The following is a 14,543-nucleotide window of genomic DNA, read 5'->3' as shown; positions in this document are numbered from 1 at the left end:
TCCACTGGCACCTGCCGATCATCCCCCGGGGCCGGGCGGCGATGCCAGCCGCGCCATGCGCTGGGCGTCGGCCAGCACGCCGCGCAGCAGGCGCACCTCACGCGTGTCCAGGGCACAGCGCAGGAAGATGCGTCGCAGCTTGCGCAACGCCGACTCCGGTGCCCTGCCCTTGTGGAAATCGATTGCATCGAGGGTGTCGCCAAGCTGGGCGAAGAACCCCTCCAGCTCGGCGTGGCTGGCTGGAGGCTCGCGCTGCTCCTCCTGTGGCGCGAGGGCCACGGCATGGCCGCCGTCGGCCAGGGCCGCCATCCGCAGTTCGTAGGACAGCACCTGCACCGCGGCGGCCAGGTTGAGCGAGCTGTAGTCGGGATTGGCCGGGATATGCACCGCCGCATGGCACAGCTGCAGCTCGTCGTTGTCGAGCCCGGTGCGCTCGCGCCCGAATACCAGCGCCACCCGTGCACCGGATGCCGCGGCGCCGTGCAGGCGCGCGGCAGCGGCGCGCGGCGCCAGCTCCTCCAGCGCGATGCGCCGGCTGCGCGCGGTGCAGCCCAGCACCAGCGCGCAGTCGGCAACCGCTTCGGCGAGGCTTCCGACGATGCGCGCCGCGTCCAGCACGTCGTCCGCGCCCGCGGCCATCGCGATGGCATCGCCATGCGGATAGCGCTCCGGCGCCACCAGCACCAGGCGCTCCAGGCCCATGGTCTTGATCGCCCGCGCAGCCGCGCCGATGTTGCCCGGATGCTGGGTCCCGACGAGGACGATGCGGATTTCGCCGCCTTGCTGCGCGATGTTCATGGGTGCGAATGGTAAACTGCGCGACGGCCTCGAGCCGCCCGTTCTTTCCCCCTGCTGTCCATCCCAAGCGCCCGGAGCCTGCCCGCGATGCTACAACCTGCTGTCAACATCATGGTCAAGGCGGCCCGCGCCGGCGGCAACGTCCTGCTGCGCAACATGAACAAGCTCGACGCACTCAACGTGGTCGAGAAGGAACGGATGGACTACGCCAGCGAGGTCGACGGACTGGCCGAAGCCGCCGTGATCAAGGAGCTGCGCCGCGCCTATCCCGAATACGCCGTGCTCGGCGAGGAAGGCGGGGCCATCAAAGGCAACCGCGGGCCGAGCCGCTACACCTGGGTCATCGACCCGCTGGACGGCACCAGCAACTACCTGCGCGGCTTCCCGCACTGGTGCGTCTCGATCGCGCTGTGCGAGGGTGCCGAGCCGCTGCACGCGGTGATCTTCGACCCGCTGCGCAACGAGCTGTTCACCGCCAGCCGCGGCAGCGGCGCGCAGCTCAACGGCCACCGCATCCGCATCGGCGAGCGCAAGGACCTGACCGGCGCCACCATCACCACCGGCTTCGCGCCGCGCGAACGCGCGCGCGTGGCGGCGCAGTTCGACTGCATGCGCCAGGTGCTGGCGACGGCCGAGGACATCCGCCGCACGGGCTCCGCCGCGCTCGACCTGGCGTACGTGGCCGCCGGGCGCACCGACGGCTACTTCGAGGCCGGCGTACAGGTCTGGGACGTTGCCGCCGGCATCCTGCTGGTCCGCGAGGCCGGTGGCCGCGTCAGCGACTTCCGCGGCGCCGCGCTTGGCCCGATGCACATCGCCATGCAGAGCCGCCAGGTGCTGGCCGGAAACCTCAAGCTGGCCGACGCGCTGCAGAAGACCATCGAAGCCTCGGGCTACGCCGCCGCGTTCTGAGCATGGCGCTGGGCGTGGCGCTGGGCGTGGCGCTGGGCGTGGCGCTGGGCGTGGCGCTGGGCGTGGCGCTGGGCGCGGGTGCCGGGTGCCAAGGCCCTTGAGGGCTCATGTCCCCCGGCGATGGCCTTGCGGCCATCGCCTCCTCCTTGACTTCCCCCTCAAGGGCCTTGGCACCCGGTCCGCCGCAGTACGCGGTGGTTCGAGGAGCAAAGGCCACAGCCGGGGGGGCACGCGCATGCTTCCTGCACCTGCAGCCAGCCCAGAGCCACGAAGTGGCCGGGAGGCGTTCGCGGGGAAGTAAAGGAGGAGGCATCCGCCGCAGGCGGATCCGGGGGACATGAGCCGCGAAGGCCTCCCGGCCACTACCGGGCGCTCCACGCCCCTACCGCCCCCCGGAAACCGCAGAAGAAAAAACCCCGCGAGATGCGGGGTTTTTTGTCTTCGCACCCTGCCCCGCAATCCGGGGCAAGGAGTCGCGGGCGATCACGGCCTGCGTGCGAGTTCCGCGTCGTCGCGTGCCTTCGGCAGCAGGTCCTGCTTGGTGACCTTCAGGAAGCCCATGGTGAGCAGCGGGCAGGCCGCGAAGATCGACGACAGCGTGCCGAACACGATGCCGATCATCATCGCCGACGACATGCCCTGCAGCGAACCGCCGCCATACAGGTACAGCGCGAACACCGTCAGGAACGCCGCCACCGAGGTGATGATGGTGCGCGACAGGGTCTGGTTGATCGACGCGTTCAGCACCTCGTGCGGCGGCGCGCGCATGCTGCGGAAGTTCTCGCGCACGCGGTCGAAGACCACGATGGTGTCGTTGATCGAGAAGCCCATCACCGACAGCAGGCCGGCCAGCACGGTGAGGTCGAACTCGCGCCCGGTGAGCGCGAAGAAGCCGGCCACGATCAGCACGTCGTTCAAGGTGGTGACGATGGCCGCGACCGCGAACTTCCACTCGAACCGGAAGCCGATGTAGATCAGGAAGCCGACCACCACGAACAGCAGCGCGTACAGCCCGTTCCAGGCCAGCTCGCGGCCCACCTGCGGGCCCACGAACGCGTTGCTCTGGATGGTCGCCTGGTTGCCCTCGGCGGAGGCCGCCGCACGGACTTCCTCGGCGGTGCGCGCGTTGGCGTCGGCGCTGGTCTCGCCGTCGCGCGGCTGCAGGCGCACCAGCAGGTCGCTGCCGCTGCCGTAGGTCTGCACCTGCGCGCTGGCGTAGCCGGCCGCCTCCAGGCGTTCGCGCACGCCGTCGACGTCGGCCGCCTGCTGGAAGCGCAGCTCCACCACGGTGCCGCCCGTGAAATCCAGCGCGTAGTTGAAGCCGATGCCGGCGATCGCCGCGATCGAACCGATGGTGAGCGCCAGCGACACCAGCACCGACACCCAGCGCAGGCGCATGAAGTCGATGTTCGGGGTGGCCGGGATGAGCCGCAACGGGAAAATGGTCATGGTCGTGTTCCCGTCAGATGGGCAGGGTGGTGAGTTTCTTGCGGCCGCCGTAGACCAGCGTGGCGATGCCGCGCGACACCGTCACCGCGGTGAACACCGAGGTCAGGATGCCGATCACCATCGTCACCGCGAAGCCCTTCAGCGGCCCGGTGCCGAACGCGAACAGCGCGATGCCGGCCAGCAGCGCGGTCATGTTGGAGTCGAAGATGGTGCCGGAGGCCTTGTCGTAGCCGGTCGCGATCGCCGCCCTCGCTGGAAGCCCGGCACGCAACTCCTCGCGTATGCGCTCGTTGATGAGCACGTTGGCGTCGACCGACATGCCGATCGACAGCGCCAGCCCGGCGAAGCCCGGCAGCGACATGGTGGCGCCGAACAGGCTCATCACCGCCACCACCATCAGCAGGTTGAGCAGCAGCGCGATACAGGTGAACAGGCCGAACATGCGGTAGTAGATGCCGAAGAACAGCAGCGTGAACACGAAGGCGTACATCACCGCCTGGGTGCCGCGCTCCACGTTCTCCTTGCCCAGGCTCGGGCCGACGATGCGCTCCTCGATGAAGTCCATCGGTGCCGCCAGCGAACCGGAACGCAGCAGGCGCGCCAAGCCGTCGGCCTCGGCCTTCTCGAGGCCCGTGGTCTGGAACTGCTTGCCGAACACGCCGTTGATGTTGGCCACCGAGATCACTTCCTCGCTGACCCGGAAACTGCGCACTTCCTCGCCGGCGGCGTTGGTGGTCAGCTGCGGGATGCGCTCGATGTACACCACCGCCATCGGCTTGCCGACGCTCATCGAGGTGAAGTCGAACATGCGCTGGCCGCCGAGGTTGTTGAGCGTCACGCTCACCGCCGGCATGCCGTTCTCGTCGAGGGTCGACTGCGCGGTCACCATCTGCTCGCCGGAGGCGATCACGCGCTTGTTGAGCAGCACCGGGATCGGGCGGCCGTCGACGCCGACGTCGCGGCGGTAGTACACGCGCGCCTCGGGCGGCACGTTGCCGCTGGCGACCGCGTCGAAGGGGTCGCCGTCCACCACCGCGCGGTATTCCAGCGTGGCGGTCGCGCCGATCATGCGCTTGGCCTCGGCGGTGTCCTGCACGCCGGGCAGCTGCACGACCACGCGGTCGGCGCCCTGGCGGGTGATCACCGGGTCGCCCACGCCGATCTCGTCGATGCGGTTGCGCAGCGTGGTGATGTTCTGGTCGATCGCGTCGGTGGAGATCTGGTTGAGCTCGACGTCGGGCACGCGGACGGTGATGCGCTTGCCCACCGCCTCGCGCAGCAGCGTCGGCTGCGCGGTGGCCAGCAGGCCCATGGCGCGGTCGGCGTCGGCGGCGTCGGCGAGGTTGGCGACGGTCACGCCGCCGGCCGTGCGCTCGACCGAGTCGTAGCGGATGCGGTTGTCGCGCAGCACCGCGCGGATCTCGTCGGCGTAGGCGTCGAGGCGCTTGTCCAGCGCCGCCTTCTGGTCGACCTGCAGCACGAAATGCACGCCACCCTGCAGGTCAAGGCCCAGCAGCATGGGCTTGGCGCCCACGGCTTCGAGCCAGGCCGGCACGGTGGACGCGAGGTTCAGCGCGACGATGTAATCCTCGCCCAGCACCGGACGCAGCGCGTCCGACACCAGGGTCTGGTCGGCCAGGCTGGTCAGCCGCACCATCATTTCCTTGTCGTCGGTGTCCACCGCCTTCGCGGTGACCCCCGCCTCGGCCAGCGCGGCGTCGACCTTGCCGCGCAGCTCGGCGCCGATGGTCGCGCCGCGGTTGGCGGTGATCTGCACGGAGGGATCCTGCGGATAGATGTTGGGCAGCGCGTACAGCGCGCTCAACAGCACCACGAGGAGGATGACGACGTACTTCCAGCGGGGAAATTCAAGCATGGCTTCGTCTTGCGGGAGGTCTTCCCGCGGACGGGAGCGACATGGTCGGGGCCCGGCGGCGGAACCGCGCGCCGGGCTCGGGGGAGCGTGTTCCGGCGGTCAGGCCGCCTTGAGCGTGCCCTTGGGCAGGACGTTGCCGACCGAACCCTTCTGCACGCGGATCTCGACGCCGTTGGCGATCTCGACGGTGAGGAAGCTGTCGCCGATGTTGCGCACCACGCCGGCGATGCCGCCGCTGGTGATCACTTCGTCGCCGACCGCGAGCTTCTCGAGCATGCCGCGATGCTCCTTGGCGCGCTTCATCTGCGGGCGGATCATCAGGAAGTACATGATCAGCAGCAGGATCACCGGGAACGCGAGGGTGGTGAGCATGCTCGGCGCCGCGGCCGGGGCGGCGGCCTGGGCATAGGCGGGGGCGATCAGCAGGTCGAGCGGGTTGGGCAGGCTCATGGGTTCATCCATCAAGACGGAAATCAGCGGGGAAGTATGCCATGCGGCCGGCGGCGGGCGCTTTCAACGCCTGATGCAGGCCGCGCGGTCAGCCTGGCCGGGCGGCCGCGGCCGCGCGTACGGCATGGAAGGACTCGCGGAAGGCCTGGAAGGTTCCCGCCTCGATCGCCGCTCGCATCCCCGCCATCAGCGACTGGTAGTACCAGAGGTTGTGCAGGGTGCCGAGGATCGGGCCGAGCATCTCGTTGCAGCGGTCCAGGTGGCGCAGGTAGGCGCGGCTGTAGCCGCCGGCGCAGGTCGGGCAACCGCAGCCCTCCTCGATCGGCCCGTTGTCGCGGTCATGGCGGGCGTTGCGGATGCGCACCGTGCCGGTGGACGTGAAGTAATGGCCGTTGCGCGCGTTGCGGGTTGGCATGACGCAATCGAACATGTCGACGCCGCGCGCCACCGCTTCCACCAGGTCCTCGGGCCGGCCCACGCCCATCAAGTAGCGCGGATGGTCTTCCGGCAGCTGCGGGCAGGTGTGTTCGAGCATCGCGTTGCGCTCGGCCTCGGTCTCACCCACCGCCAGGCCGCCGATCGCGTAGCCGTCGAAGCCGATCACCTTCAGCCCTTCCGCCGACCGCGAGCGCAGGTCGTGGTGCACCCCGCCCTGGACGATGCCGAACAGCGCCGCGTCGTTGCCCTCGTGGGCGCGCCGGGAGCGCTCGGCCCAGCGCAGCGACAGCTCCATCGAGCGATCCACCACGCCGGCGTCCACCGGCTTTCCGTCGACGTGCACCGGCGGACATTCGTCGAAGATCATCACGATGTCGGAGCCGAGCACCTTCTGGATGTGCATCGACTCCTCGGGCCCCAGAAACACCTTCGAGCCGTCGGTGGGCGCCGAGAAGGTCACGCCGGCTTCGGTGATCTTGCGGCGGTGCGCCAGCGAGAACACCTGGAAGCCGCCGGAGTCGGTGAGGATCGGCCCGTCCCAGCGCATGAAGCCGTGCAGGCCGCCGTGCGCTTCGATCACCTCCAGCCCCGGCCGCAGGTACAGGTGGAAGGTGTTGCCAAGGATGATCTGCGCCCCCAGCGCCTTGACCTGCTCCGGCAGCAGGCCCTTGACCGTGCCGTAGGTGCCGACCGGCATGAACGCCGGCGTTTCGATCACGCCACGCGGGAAGGTGAGGCGGCCGCGGCGGGCGCCGCCGTCGCGGGCGGACAACTGGAACTGCATGCGGGACATGGACGGTGCTGCCGGCGCGTGGACAAGGCCGGCCATTGTCGCGGATCAGGCGCGGCCGCGGAAACCGCGTTCAACGCGGGAAACGCACCAGGCCGTCTTCGTCCACGCGCAGGCTGATCCCGCCGCCTGGCGTATGGGCTTCCAGGAGATCGATCTCGACCACGTAACCACCGGGCAGGCGCACGCTGCCCGCGTGCCCCGGCCCGCGGAACCCGGCCGCCAGCAACTCGCCGTGGATCGCGCCCGCCGCGTCCGGGTGCAGCGCGTCGGGACGCAGCAGCACGTCGTCGTCGCCCGGCAGCCCGAGCGACGAGGCCGGCACCAGCGTGCCGCGGCCAATGAAACCGGCCACGAAGCGGTCGGCCGGCCGCCGGTACAGCGCCTCGGCAGTGTCCCACTGCAGGATCCGGCCGCGGTCCATCACCCCGATGCGGTCGGCCATGGCGAATGCTTCCGCCTGGTCGTGGGTGACCATCAGCACCGTCGTGCCCGCGGCCTTGAGCAGCGCGCGCAGTTCCAGCGCCAGGTGTTCGCGGGTATCGGTGTCGAGGTTGGAAAACGGCTCGTCGAGCAGCAGCAGCGCCGGGCCCGGCGCCAGCGCGCGCGCGAGTGCCACGCGCTGCTGCTGGCCGCCGGACAGCTCGTGGGGATAGGCCGCGGCCGACATCGACAGGCCGACAAGTGCGAGCAGCTCCGCCACCCGCGCGCCGCGCGCCGCGCGCTCCAGCCGCTGCAGGCCGAACGCGACGTTGGCCGCCACGTCGAGGTGCGGGAACAGCGCGTAGTCCTGGAACATCATGCCCACCCGGCGCTGCTCCGGCGGCAGCGAAAGCCGTGTGCTGGACACGCAGTCGCCATCCAGGGTGATGGATCCGGCGCGCACCGGCTCGAAGCCGGCGATCGCACGCAGCACCGTGGTCTTGCCGCAGCCGGACGCGCCGAGCAGGCAGCCGATGGTGCCCGCCTCCAGGCGCAGCGAAAGGCCGTCGACCACCACCTTCGGCCCCCCGCGCGCCGGATAGGCCACGTCGATCACGTCCACGTCCAGCAGCGGTGCACTCACGACGCGCGCTCCTGGCCGAAGCGCAACCCGGTGCGCGCCAGCAGCACCACCGGCAACAGTCCCACCAGCACGATCAGCAATGCCGCCACCGCCCCTTCCTCATAGGTGCCACGCGATGCCTCGGCATACAGCCAGGTCGCAAGCGTCTCGAAATTCAGCGGCCGCAGCAGCAGCGTCGCCGACAGTTCCTTCATCGCGTCCACGAACACCAGCAGCGCGGCCGCAGCCAGCGACGGGCGCAGCAGTGGCAGGTGCACGCGGCGCAGCGTGGCGCCCGCGCGGTGGCCGAGGCTGGCCGCGGCCTGGTCGAGCGACGGCGGGATGCGCGCCAGGCCGGACTCGATGCCGCCGGCCGCAATCGCCAGGAAGCGCAGCATGTACACCAGCACCAGCGCCGCCACCGAGCCCATCAGCAGCATCCGCGGCTCCATGCCGAACACGTGCAGCGCAAGGTTGGCGCCATCGTCGAACCACGCCAGCGGCATCAGCAGGCCGATCGCCAGCACCGTACCGGGCACGGCATAGCCGAGGCTTGCCGCACGCAGCCGCAGCGCGGCCGGGCGTTCGCGGCGACGGCCCTGCGCCAGGCGCAGCGCCCACGCCATCACCAGGCCCGCCAGCACCGTGGCCAGCGTCGCCACCACCGCCACCAGCACCGTGTTGCGCGTGCTCGCCAGCAGCTGCGGCGACACCCCGCCGTCGCCCATCCGCGCCACGGTTTCCACCACCAGGTAGCCCGCGGGCAGCACGAATCCCACCACCACCGGCAGCAGCGCCAGCGCGAAAGCCAGCGCGGCACGGCCACCGCGCAGCCGCAGGGGCTGCATCGGCCGCGGCCGCTGCCCGGACGCGTAGCGCTGGCGGCGGCGTGCATGGCGCTCCAGCGCGAGTAGCGCCACCACCACCACCAGCATCGACAGCGCGATCTGCGCGGCGCCCGGCAGGTCGCTGCGCGTGATCCAGGTGGTGTAGACCGCCACCGTGAGCGTCTGTACGCCAAGGAATTCGGATGCCCCGATATCGTTGAGCGCCTCCATCAGCGCCAGTGCGGTACCCACCGCGATCGCCGGCCGCGCCAGCGGCAGCGCCACGCGCCGGAACACCGCCGCCGGCGAGGCGCCCAGCGTGCGCGCGGCCTCGATCAGCCCGGCCGCCTGGGTCATGAACATCGCACGCGTGGTCAGGTACACGTAGGGGTAGAGCACGAAGCCGAGCAGCACGATGCAGCCGGCCAGCGAACGGATGTCGGGCAGGCGGAAGTCGCGCGGGCTGTCGTAGCCCAGCAGCGAGCGCACCATGCCCTGCACCGGCCCCAGCGGGTGCAGCAGGTCGAGGTAGGCGAACGCCACGATGTAGGTCGGCACCGCCAGCGGCAGCAGCAGCGCCCAGGCCAGCGTGCGTCGGCCGGGAAACTCGTAGGCGGTGACCAGCCAGGCCGCGCCGGTGCCGATCGCGACCACCAGCACGCCTACGCCGGCCAGCAGCAGCAACGTGTTGCGGGCGGCGGTCGGCAGCACGTGCACCACCACGTGCGACCACATGCCGTTGCTGCCCTGGAGTGCGGTCCAGGCCAGCGACAGCAGCGGCAGCAGCACCACCACGGCAATGCCCGCCGCGGCCAGCTGCCAGGGGTCCAGGCGGCGCAGCGCCGCGGCGGCACCGCGGCTTGCGTGAAGGTTCATGCCGAGAGGGCCGACCGGGCCGGCCAGGTTGGCCGGCGCCGTGCTCAATTGTCGAAGCCGACCTTGTCGACCAGCTCACTCGCCTGGCGGCGATGGCGCACGACCTCGGTCAACGGCAGCGGGTCGATGCGCAGCTCGCCGAAGCTCGCCACCACCGGATCAAGCTCCACGCCGGCCTTCACCGGGTACTCGTAGTTCGCGCGTGCATACAGACTCTGCGCCTCGTCGGAGACCAGGTACTCCATCAGCCGCACCGCGTTGTCGCGGTTCGGCGCGTATCGCGCCACGGCCGCTCCGCTGATGTTGACGTGCGTGCCGCCGCCATCGGCGCCGGCGAAGACCGGGCGGATCACCTTGATGGCCTCGCCCCACTGGTGCTGCTCGGAACCGGGCTCGGCGTTCTTCATGCGACCGACGTAATACGCGTTGGCCAGGCCGATGTCGCAGATGCCGGCGAGGATGTCGCGGGCCACGTCGCGGTCGCCGCCGGCCGCCTTGCGCGCCAGGTTGGCCTTGACGCCGCGCAGCCAGGTTTCGGTGGCCTCGGCGCCGTCGTGCGCGATCATCGCCGCGAACAGGCTGGTGTTGTACGGGTGCTGGCCGGAGCGGATGCACACCCTGCCCTTCCACTTCGGATCTGCAAGGTCCTCGTAGGCGAAGGAGTCCAGCGCCAGGTCGCGGTGTGCGTACAGCACGCGGTCACGCAGCGATAGCGCGAACCAGTGGCCGTCCGCGCCGCGCAGGTGCGCCGGAATGGCGGCCTCGAGCACGTCGGAACCGATCGCCTGGGTATGGCCCGCCTCGACGACATCCAGCAGGTTGCCGGTGTCCACGGTCATCAGCACGTCGGCCGCCGAACGCTCGCCTTCCGCCTTCAGGCGCTCCATCAGCCCGTCCTTGAGCAGCACCGTGTTGACCGTGATGCCCGTATCGCGGGTGAATGCGTCAAGCAGTGGCTGGATCAATCCCGGCTCGCGCGTGGTGTAGAGGTTCACCTCGCCCGCCGCGGCATCGGCCTGCGGCGTCGTGGCGCCGGCATCCTCCGCGGACGGCGCCTGCTTGCCGCAGGCGGCGAGCAGCAGCGCGGCGCATGCGGCAGCGAGAAGTGCGGCGGGACGGTTGGATCGGGACGGCATTTGCACGGGAGCTCCTGGGATCGTTCGCGGGCGTGGCCACGGCTGCAGCCGTAACGGGCGGTAATGAGAATCACTATTGTCTCACCGGTCGCCGGCAGCGGCTAGCCACAGGCGTGCGGGCCGGGCTCGAGGCCGGAGCCCGGCCGAAAGCGCCTACAATCGCCTGCTTTGCGCGGACCCCCCATGGCCCCCAACGCCACCGTCTACAAGGTCGAGCTGCAGGTCAGCGACATGGACCGGCACTACTACGCCCTGCACAACCTCACCCTGGCGCAGCACCCGTCCGAAACGCCCGGCCGGCTGATGGTGCGCCTGCTGGCGTACGCGCTGTTCGCCGAAGAGCGCCTGGAGTTCGGCCGCGGCCTGAGTAACGAGGAAGAACCCGACCTCTGGCGCCGCGACTACACCGGCGACATCGAGCAGTGGATCGACCTGGGCCAGCCCGATGAAAGCCGCATCCGCAAGGCGGCAGGACGCGCCAGGCAGGTGGTCGTGGTGACCTACAGCGGCGGCGGCGCCGCGATCTGGTGGGGCAAGAACGCGGCCGCGCTGGCGCGCATTAGGAACCTGGTCGTGGTCGACATCGGCGCCGACACCGTGGCCGCGATGGAAGGCCTGCTCGAACGCGGCATGCGCCTGACCGCGATGATCCAGGACGGCGAGCTGCAGCTGATGAGCGATGCGGCCAACGTCGTGTTCACCCCGCGCTGGCTGCAGGGCGGCCCTCAGTCCTCCGGATAAAGCAGCATCGCGTCGCCGTACGAGAAGAAGCGATAGCGCTCGCGCACCGCATGCGCGTACGCCGCGAACACCCGGCCCTTGCCCGCGAACGCCGACACCAGCATCAGCAGGGTCGATTCCGGCAGGTGGAAGTTGGTGAGCAGCACGTCGGCCGAGGTGATGCGGTAACCGGGGAAGATGAAGATGCTGGTCTCCCCCGCGAACGGCCGCAGCACGCCGTCCACGGTCGCCGACTCCATCGCCCGCACCACCGTGGTGCCCACCGCCACGACGCGCCCGCCGGCCGCGCGCGTCGCGTGCACCTGGTCCACAAGCTCCGCACCGACGTTGATCCACTCGCTGTGCATGTGGTGGTCGCGCACGTCGTCCACGCGCATGGGCTGGAACGTACCGGCGCCGACGTGCAGGGTGACGTGGCCGAAGTCGACGCCGCGCGCGCGCAGCGATTCCAGCAGCGCTTCGTCGAAATGCAGGCCCGCGGTGGGCGCGGCCACCGCACCCGACTCGCGTGCGAACACCGTCTGGTAGCGCTCCGCGTCGTCGGCGCCGGCATCGCGCTGGATGTAGGGCGGCAGCGGCAGGCGGCCGGCCTTCAGCAACCACGACTCCAGTGCCCCCTCGACATGGAAGCGCAGGTGGTGGAAGGCGCCGTCGCTTGCCAGCACTTCGGCCTCGCCGCCGGCGTCGAACAGGATCCGGTTGCCGGGTTTCGGCGTCTTGCTGGCGCCCACCTGCGCACGGGCCTCGTTGCCCGGCAGCAGGCGCTCGATCAGGATTTCCACGCGCCCGCCGGTGCCCGCCTTGTGGCCGAACAGGCGCGCCGGGATCACCCGTGTGTCGTTGAACACCAGCAGGTCGCCGCTGCGCAGGAACTCCGGGAGGTCACGGACGTGGCGGTCTTCGAACGTCGCCACCGCAGGCGGCACCACCAGCATGCGGCTGGCCGAACGCTCGGCCAGAGGCGCCTGTGCGATCAGCGCCTGCGGCAGGTCGAAATGGAAATCGGACTTCTTCACTGCAGGGGTTCCGTCAGCGCTGGAATTTGGTGGAAAGGACGAGCGACGAGGTGGTGCGCTCAACACCGTCGAGCGCACCGATGTGGTCGGTCAGCGCATCCATGTCGCCGATCGTCGGCACCACGGCCTGCGCCACCAGGTCCCACGGTCCGCTGACCGACTGCAGGCTGCGGAGTTCCGGCATGTTCCGCAGCGCCTCGACCACCGCCGGCGCCTGCTTCGGGAACACGGTGACCATGATCAGGGCGCGGATGCGCTCGCGCTCGTAATCATCCTTCACCCGCACCGTGTAGCCGGCAATCACGCCCATGCGTTCCAGGCGCTCGATGCGGCTCTGGACCGTGGTCCGCGACAGTTGCAGGCGACGTGCGATCTCGGCGGTGGACGCGCGCGCGTTCTCGCGCAGCAGCGACAGCAATGCCTCGTCGGAGCCGGTCAGTTTCATCTCGCCCATTCCGTACGTCGATTCGACGAAAGCTACCCGACTATTGCGCAATTCGCACCTACCAAGCGCCGAACCCATGGCGATAATAGAAGGCGAGGCGCCGGAGGGTGCCACTCCAACCCGAGGATCCGCACCATGTCCGTGACCGCCAAGCTCGCCACGCTCCGCGCCCGCAAGGGCCACCGCCGCACCACCGGCCTGGATGACGCCACCGTGGAGCGCCTGGCCGCGGGCCATGCCGACCTCGCCGCCGTGATCGACGCGGCCGCCGCGGAATTCTCCCGTATCGAAGCCGAGTTCGGCGACCTCCTCGACCTCGACGAGGATGCGCAGATCCAGGCGGTGCAGGCGGGCTACGTCAACTTCTATCCGCAGGACGGCGTGAATCCGTATGTCGCACTCGTCGCGCGCGGGCCGTGGATCGTGACCCTCAAGGGCGCGGTGCTGTACGACACCGGCGGCTACGGCATGCTCGGCTTCGGCCACGCGCCGCAGGCGGTGATCGATGCGATGGCCAAGCCGCAGGCGATGGCCAACGTCATGACGCCCAGCCTGTCGCAGCTGCGCCTGGACCGCGCGCTGCGCGCCGAGATTGGCCACAGCATCGGCGGCTGCCCGTATGCCGCCTTCATGTGCCTCAACTCCGGCTCCGAGTCGGTGTCGCTGGCCGCGCGCATCGTCGACACCAACGCCAAGACCATGACCGACCCCGGCGCCCGCCACGCCGGCCGCACGATCAAGCGCCTGGTGGTCAAGGGCGCGTTCCACGGTCGCACCGAGGCGCCGGCGCTGTACTCCAACTCCTCGCGCAAGGCCTACGAGGGCGCGCTGGCGAGCTACCGCCACGAGGACAGCGTGATCGTCGTGCCGCCCTACGACCTGGCGGCGCTGAAGCAGGCCTTCGCCGATGCCGATGCGAAGGGCTGGTTCATCGAGGCGATGTTCCTGGAGCCGGTGATGGGCGAAGGCGATCCCGGCCGCGGCGTGCCCGTGGCGTTCTACGCCGCCGCGCGCGAGCTCACGAAGGCGCATGGTTCGCTGCTGCTGGTCGACTCCATCCAGGCCGGCCTGCGCGCCACCGGCGCGCTGTCGATCGTCGACTACCCCGGCTTCGAGGGGCAGGATGCGCCGGACATGGAGACCTACTCCAAGGCGCTCAACGCCGGCCAGTACCCGCTGTCGGTGCTGGCGGTCACCGCACGCGCCGCGGGTATCTACAAGCGCGGCACCTACGGCAACACCATGACCGCCAATCCGCGCGCCGCCGATGTCGGCGTCACGGTGCTCGGCCTGGTCACACCCGAAGTGCGCGCCAACATCCGCACCCGCGGCCAGCAGGCGCTCGAGAAGCTCGAGGCGCTCAAGGCCGAGCTCGGCGGCCTGATCACCAAGGTGCAGGGCACCGGCCTGCTGTTCTCCTGCGAGCTGGCACCGGGCTTCAAGGGCTACGGGGCGGGTTCGTCGGAAGAGTGGCTGCGCGAGCGCGGCCTGGGCGTGATCCACGGCGGCGAGAACTCGCTGCGCTTCACCCCGCGCTTCGAGATGTCGGAAGACGAGCTGGACCTGGTGGTGTCGATGGTCAAGCGCGCGCTGCTGGAAGGGCCCCGGGTGCAGGCTGCGGCCTGATTACCTCTCGCCGCTACTCCGTGGCCTGAGGGGCGTTGGAGGCCTGGCGGGCCCTGTGGTGGCCGTGAGGCCTTCGCGGCTCATGTCCCCCGGCATCCGCCTCGCGGCGGATGCCTCC

The 14,543-nt window shown here is 70.2% G+C and carries 13 protein-coding genes; 3 read left to right on the top strand and 10 right to left on the bottom strand.

The window, feature by feature from the left end:
- Nucleotides 1-18: 18 nt before the first annotated feature.
- Nucleotides 19-798 carry an RNA methyltransferase gene (locus JGR64_RS06005; protein WP_199372493.1) on the bottom strand — a complete coding sequence of 260 codons (780 nt, stop codon included), beginning with the start codon at nucleotides 796-798 and terminating at the stop codon, nucleotides 19-21.
- Between the two features lie 87 nt (nucleotides 799-885).
- Between JGR64_RS06005 and JGR64_RS06000 the strand changes: the two genes are divergently transcribed.
- The gene (locus JGR64_RS06000; protein ID WP_199372492.1) at nucleotides 886-1,710 is read left to right on the top strand and encodes an inositol monophosphatase family protein; all 825 of its coding nucleotides are present in this window, start codon (nucleotides 886-888) and stop codon (nucleotides 1,708-1,710) included.
- Between the two features lie 483 nt (nucleotides 1,711-2,193).
- Here JGR64_RS06000 and secF read toward each other — a convergent pair whose 3' ends face one another.
- The 7 genes from secF to JGR64_RS05965 all read right to left on the bottom strand — a co-directional run bounded on the left by secF (nucleotide 2,194) and on the right by JGR64_RS05965 (nucleotide 10,597).
- Nucleotides 2,194-3,159, bottom strand: coding sequence for a protein translocase subunit SecF (secF, locus tag JGR64_RS05995; RefSeq protein WP_199372491.1), 966 nt, complete (start codon nucleotides 3,157-3,159; stop codon nucleotides 2,194-2,196).
- Between the two features lie 13 nt (nucleotides 3,160-3,172).
- A complete protein-coding gene (secD, locus tag JGR64_RS05990) occupies nucleotides 3,173-5,035 on the bottom strand; it encodes a protein translocase subunit SecD (RefSeq protein WP_199372490.1) in 1,863 nt (620 codons plus the stop codon).
- Between the two features lie 99 nt (nucleotides 5,036-5,134).
- On the bottom strand, nucleotides 5,135-5,485 hold the full coding sequence (yajC, locus tag JGR64_RS05985; RefSeq protein ID WP_182821537.1) for a preprotein translocase subunit YajC: 351 nt from the start codon (nucleotides 5,483-5,485) through the stop codon (nucleotides 5,135-5,137).
- 88 nt (nucleotides 5,486-5,573) lie between these two features.
- The gene (tgt, locus tag JGR64_RS05980; RefSeq protein ID WP_199372489.1) at nucleotides 5,574-6,716 is read right to left on the bottom strand and encodes a tRNA guanosine(34) transglycosylase Tgt; all 1,143 of its coding nucleotides are present in this window, start codon (nucleotides 6,714-6,716) and stop codon (nucleotides 5,574-5,576) included.
- Between the two features lie 70 nt (nucleotides 6,717-6,786).
- A complete protein-coding gene (locus tag JGR64_RS05975) occupies nucleotides 6,787-7,779 on the bottom strand; it encodes an ABC transporter ATP-binding protein (RefSeq protein WP_199372488.1) in 993 nt (330 codons plus the stop codon).
- Entirely contained in the window at nucleotides 7,776-9,461 is a 1,686-nt protein-coding gene (locus tag JGR64_RS05970) for an iron ABC transporter permease (RefSeq protein ID WP_199372487.1), read from the bottom strand. Before JGR64_RS05970 ends, JGR64_RS05975 begins: the two co-directional genes overlap by 4 nt.
- A gap of 44 nt (nucleotides 9,462-9,505) precedes the next feature.
- A complete protein-coding gene (locus tag JGR64_RS05965; protein ID WP_199372486.1) occupies nucleotides 9,506-10,597 on the bottom strand; it encodes a Fe(3+) ABC transporter substrate-binding protein in 1,092 nt (363 codons plus the stop codon).
- Nucleotides 10,598-10,780: 183 nt separating this feature from the next.
- Between JGR64_RS05965 and JGR64_RS05960 the strand changes: the two genes are divergently transcribed.
- Complete coding sequence (locus tag JGR64_RS05960; RefSeq protein ID WP_199372485.1) at nucleotides 10,781-11,338, top strand: YaeQ family protein; 558 nt, start codon at nucleotides 10,781-10,783, stop codon at nucleotides 11,336-11,338.
- Here JGR64_RS05960 and queA read toward each other — a convergent pair.
- Together queA and JGR64_RS05950 are read right to left on the bottom strand one after the other, a co-directional pair.
- Nucleotides 11,323-12,354: a tRNA preQ1(34) S-adenosylmethionine ribosyltransferase-isomerase QueA gene (gene queA, locus JGR64_RS05955; RefSeq protein WP_199372484.1), complete on the bottom strand. Its 1,032-nt coding sequence runs from the start codon at nucleotides 12,352-12,354 to the stop codon at nucleotides 11,323-11,325. The genes JGR64_RS05960 and queA overlap by 16 nt on opposite strands.
- Before the next feature lie 13 nt (nucleotides 12,355-12,367).
- On the bottom strand, nucleotides 12,368-12,799 hold the full coding sequence (locus tag JGR64_RS05950; RefSeq protein ID WP_199372483.1) for an Lrp/AsnC family transcriptional regulator: 432 nt from the start codon (nucleotides 12,797-12,799) through the stop codon (nucleotides 12,368-12,370).
- A 135-nt stretch (nucleotides 12,800-12,934) separates the two neighbouring features.
- On the opposite strand from JGR64_RS05950, the gene JGR64_RS05945 reads away from it, so the two are divergent.
- Nucleotides 12,935-14,425: an aminotransferase class III-fold pyridoxal phosphate-dependent enzyme gene (locus tag JGR64_RS05945; protein ID WP_199372482.1), complete on the top strand. Its 1,491-nt coding sequence runs from the start codon at nucleotides 12,935-12,937 to the stop codon at nucleotides 14,423-14,425.
- Nucleotides 14,426-14,543: the final 118 nt, after the last annotated feature.

Origin of the sequence: Luteimonas sp. MC1572, assembly GCF_016615815.1 — a bacterium.
GTDB lineage: Bacteria > Pseudomonadota > Gammaproteobacteria > Xanthomonadales > Xanthomonadaceae > Luteimonas.
The sequence above is the reverse complement of the archived record's forward strand: the minus strand, read 5'-3'. Positions and strand labels throughout refer to the sequence as shown.

Bases quoted from the DNA above. Each gene is read 5' to 3' on its own strand.
- JGR64_RS06005 (WP_199372493.1), bottom strand. From the start codon at position 798: ATGAACATCGCGCAGCAAGGCGGCGAAATCCGCATCGTCCTCGTCGGG.
- JGR64_RS06000 (WP_199372492.1), top strand. From the start codon at position 886: ATGCTACAACCTGCTGTCAACATCATGGTCAAGGCGGCCCGCGCCGGC.
- secF (WP_199372491.1), bottom strand. From the start codon at position 3,159: ATGACCATTTTCCCGTTGCGGCTCATCCCGGCCACCCCGAACATCGAC.
- secD (WP_199372490.1), bottom strand. From the start codon at position 5,035: ATGCTTGAATTTCCCCGCTGGAAGTACGTCGTCATCCTCCTCGTGGTG.
- yajC (WP_182821537.1), bottom strand. From the start codon at position 5,485: ATGAGCCTGCCCAACCCGCTCGACCTGCTGATCGCCCCCGCCTATGCC.
- tgt (WP_199372489.1), bottom strand. From the start codon at position 6,716: ATGTCCCGCATGCAGTTCCAGTTGTCCGCCCGCGACGGCGGCGCCCGC.
- JGR64_RS05970 (WP_199372487.1), bottom strand. From the start codon at position 9,461: ATGAACCTTCACGCAAGCCGCGGTGCCGCCGCGGCGCTGCGCCGCCTG.
- JGR64_RS05965 (WP_199372486.1), bottom strand. From the start codon at position 10,597: ATGCCGTCCCGATCCAACCGTCCCGCCGCACTTCTCGCTGCCGCATGC.
- JGR64_RS05960 (WP_199372485.1), top strand. From the start codon at position 10,781: ATGGCCCCCAACGCCACCGTCTACAAGGTCGAGCTGCAGGTCAGCGAC.
- JGR64_RS05950 (WP_199372483.1), bottom strand. From the start codon at position 12,799: ATGAAACTGACCGGCTCCGACGAGGCATTGCTGTCGCTGCTGCGCGAG.
- JGR64_RS05945 (WP_199372482.1), top strand. From the start codon at position 12,935: ATGTCCGTGACCGCCAAGCTCGCCACGCTCCGCGCCCGCAAGGGCCAC.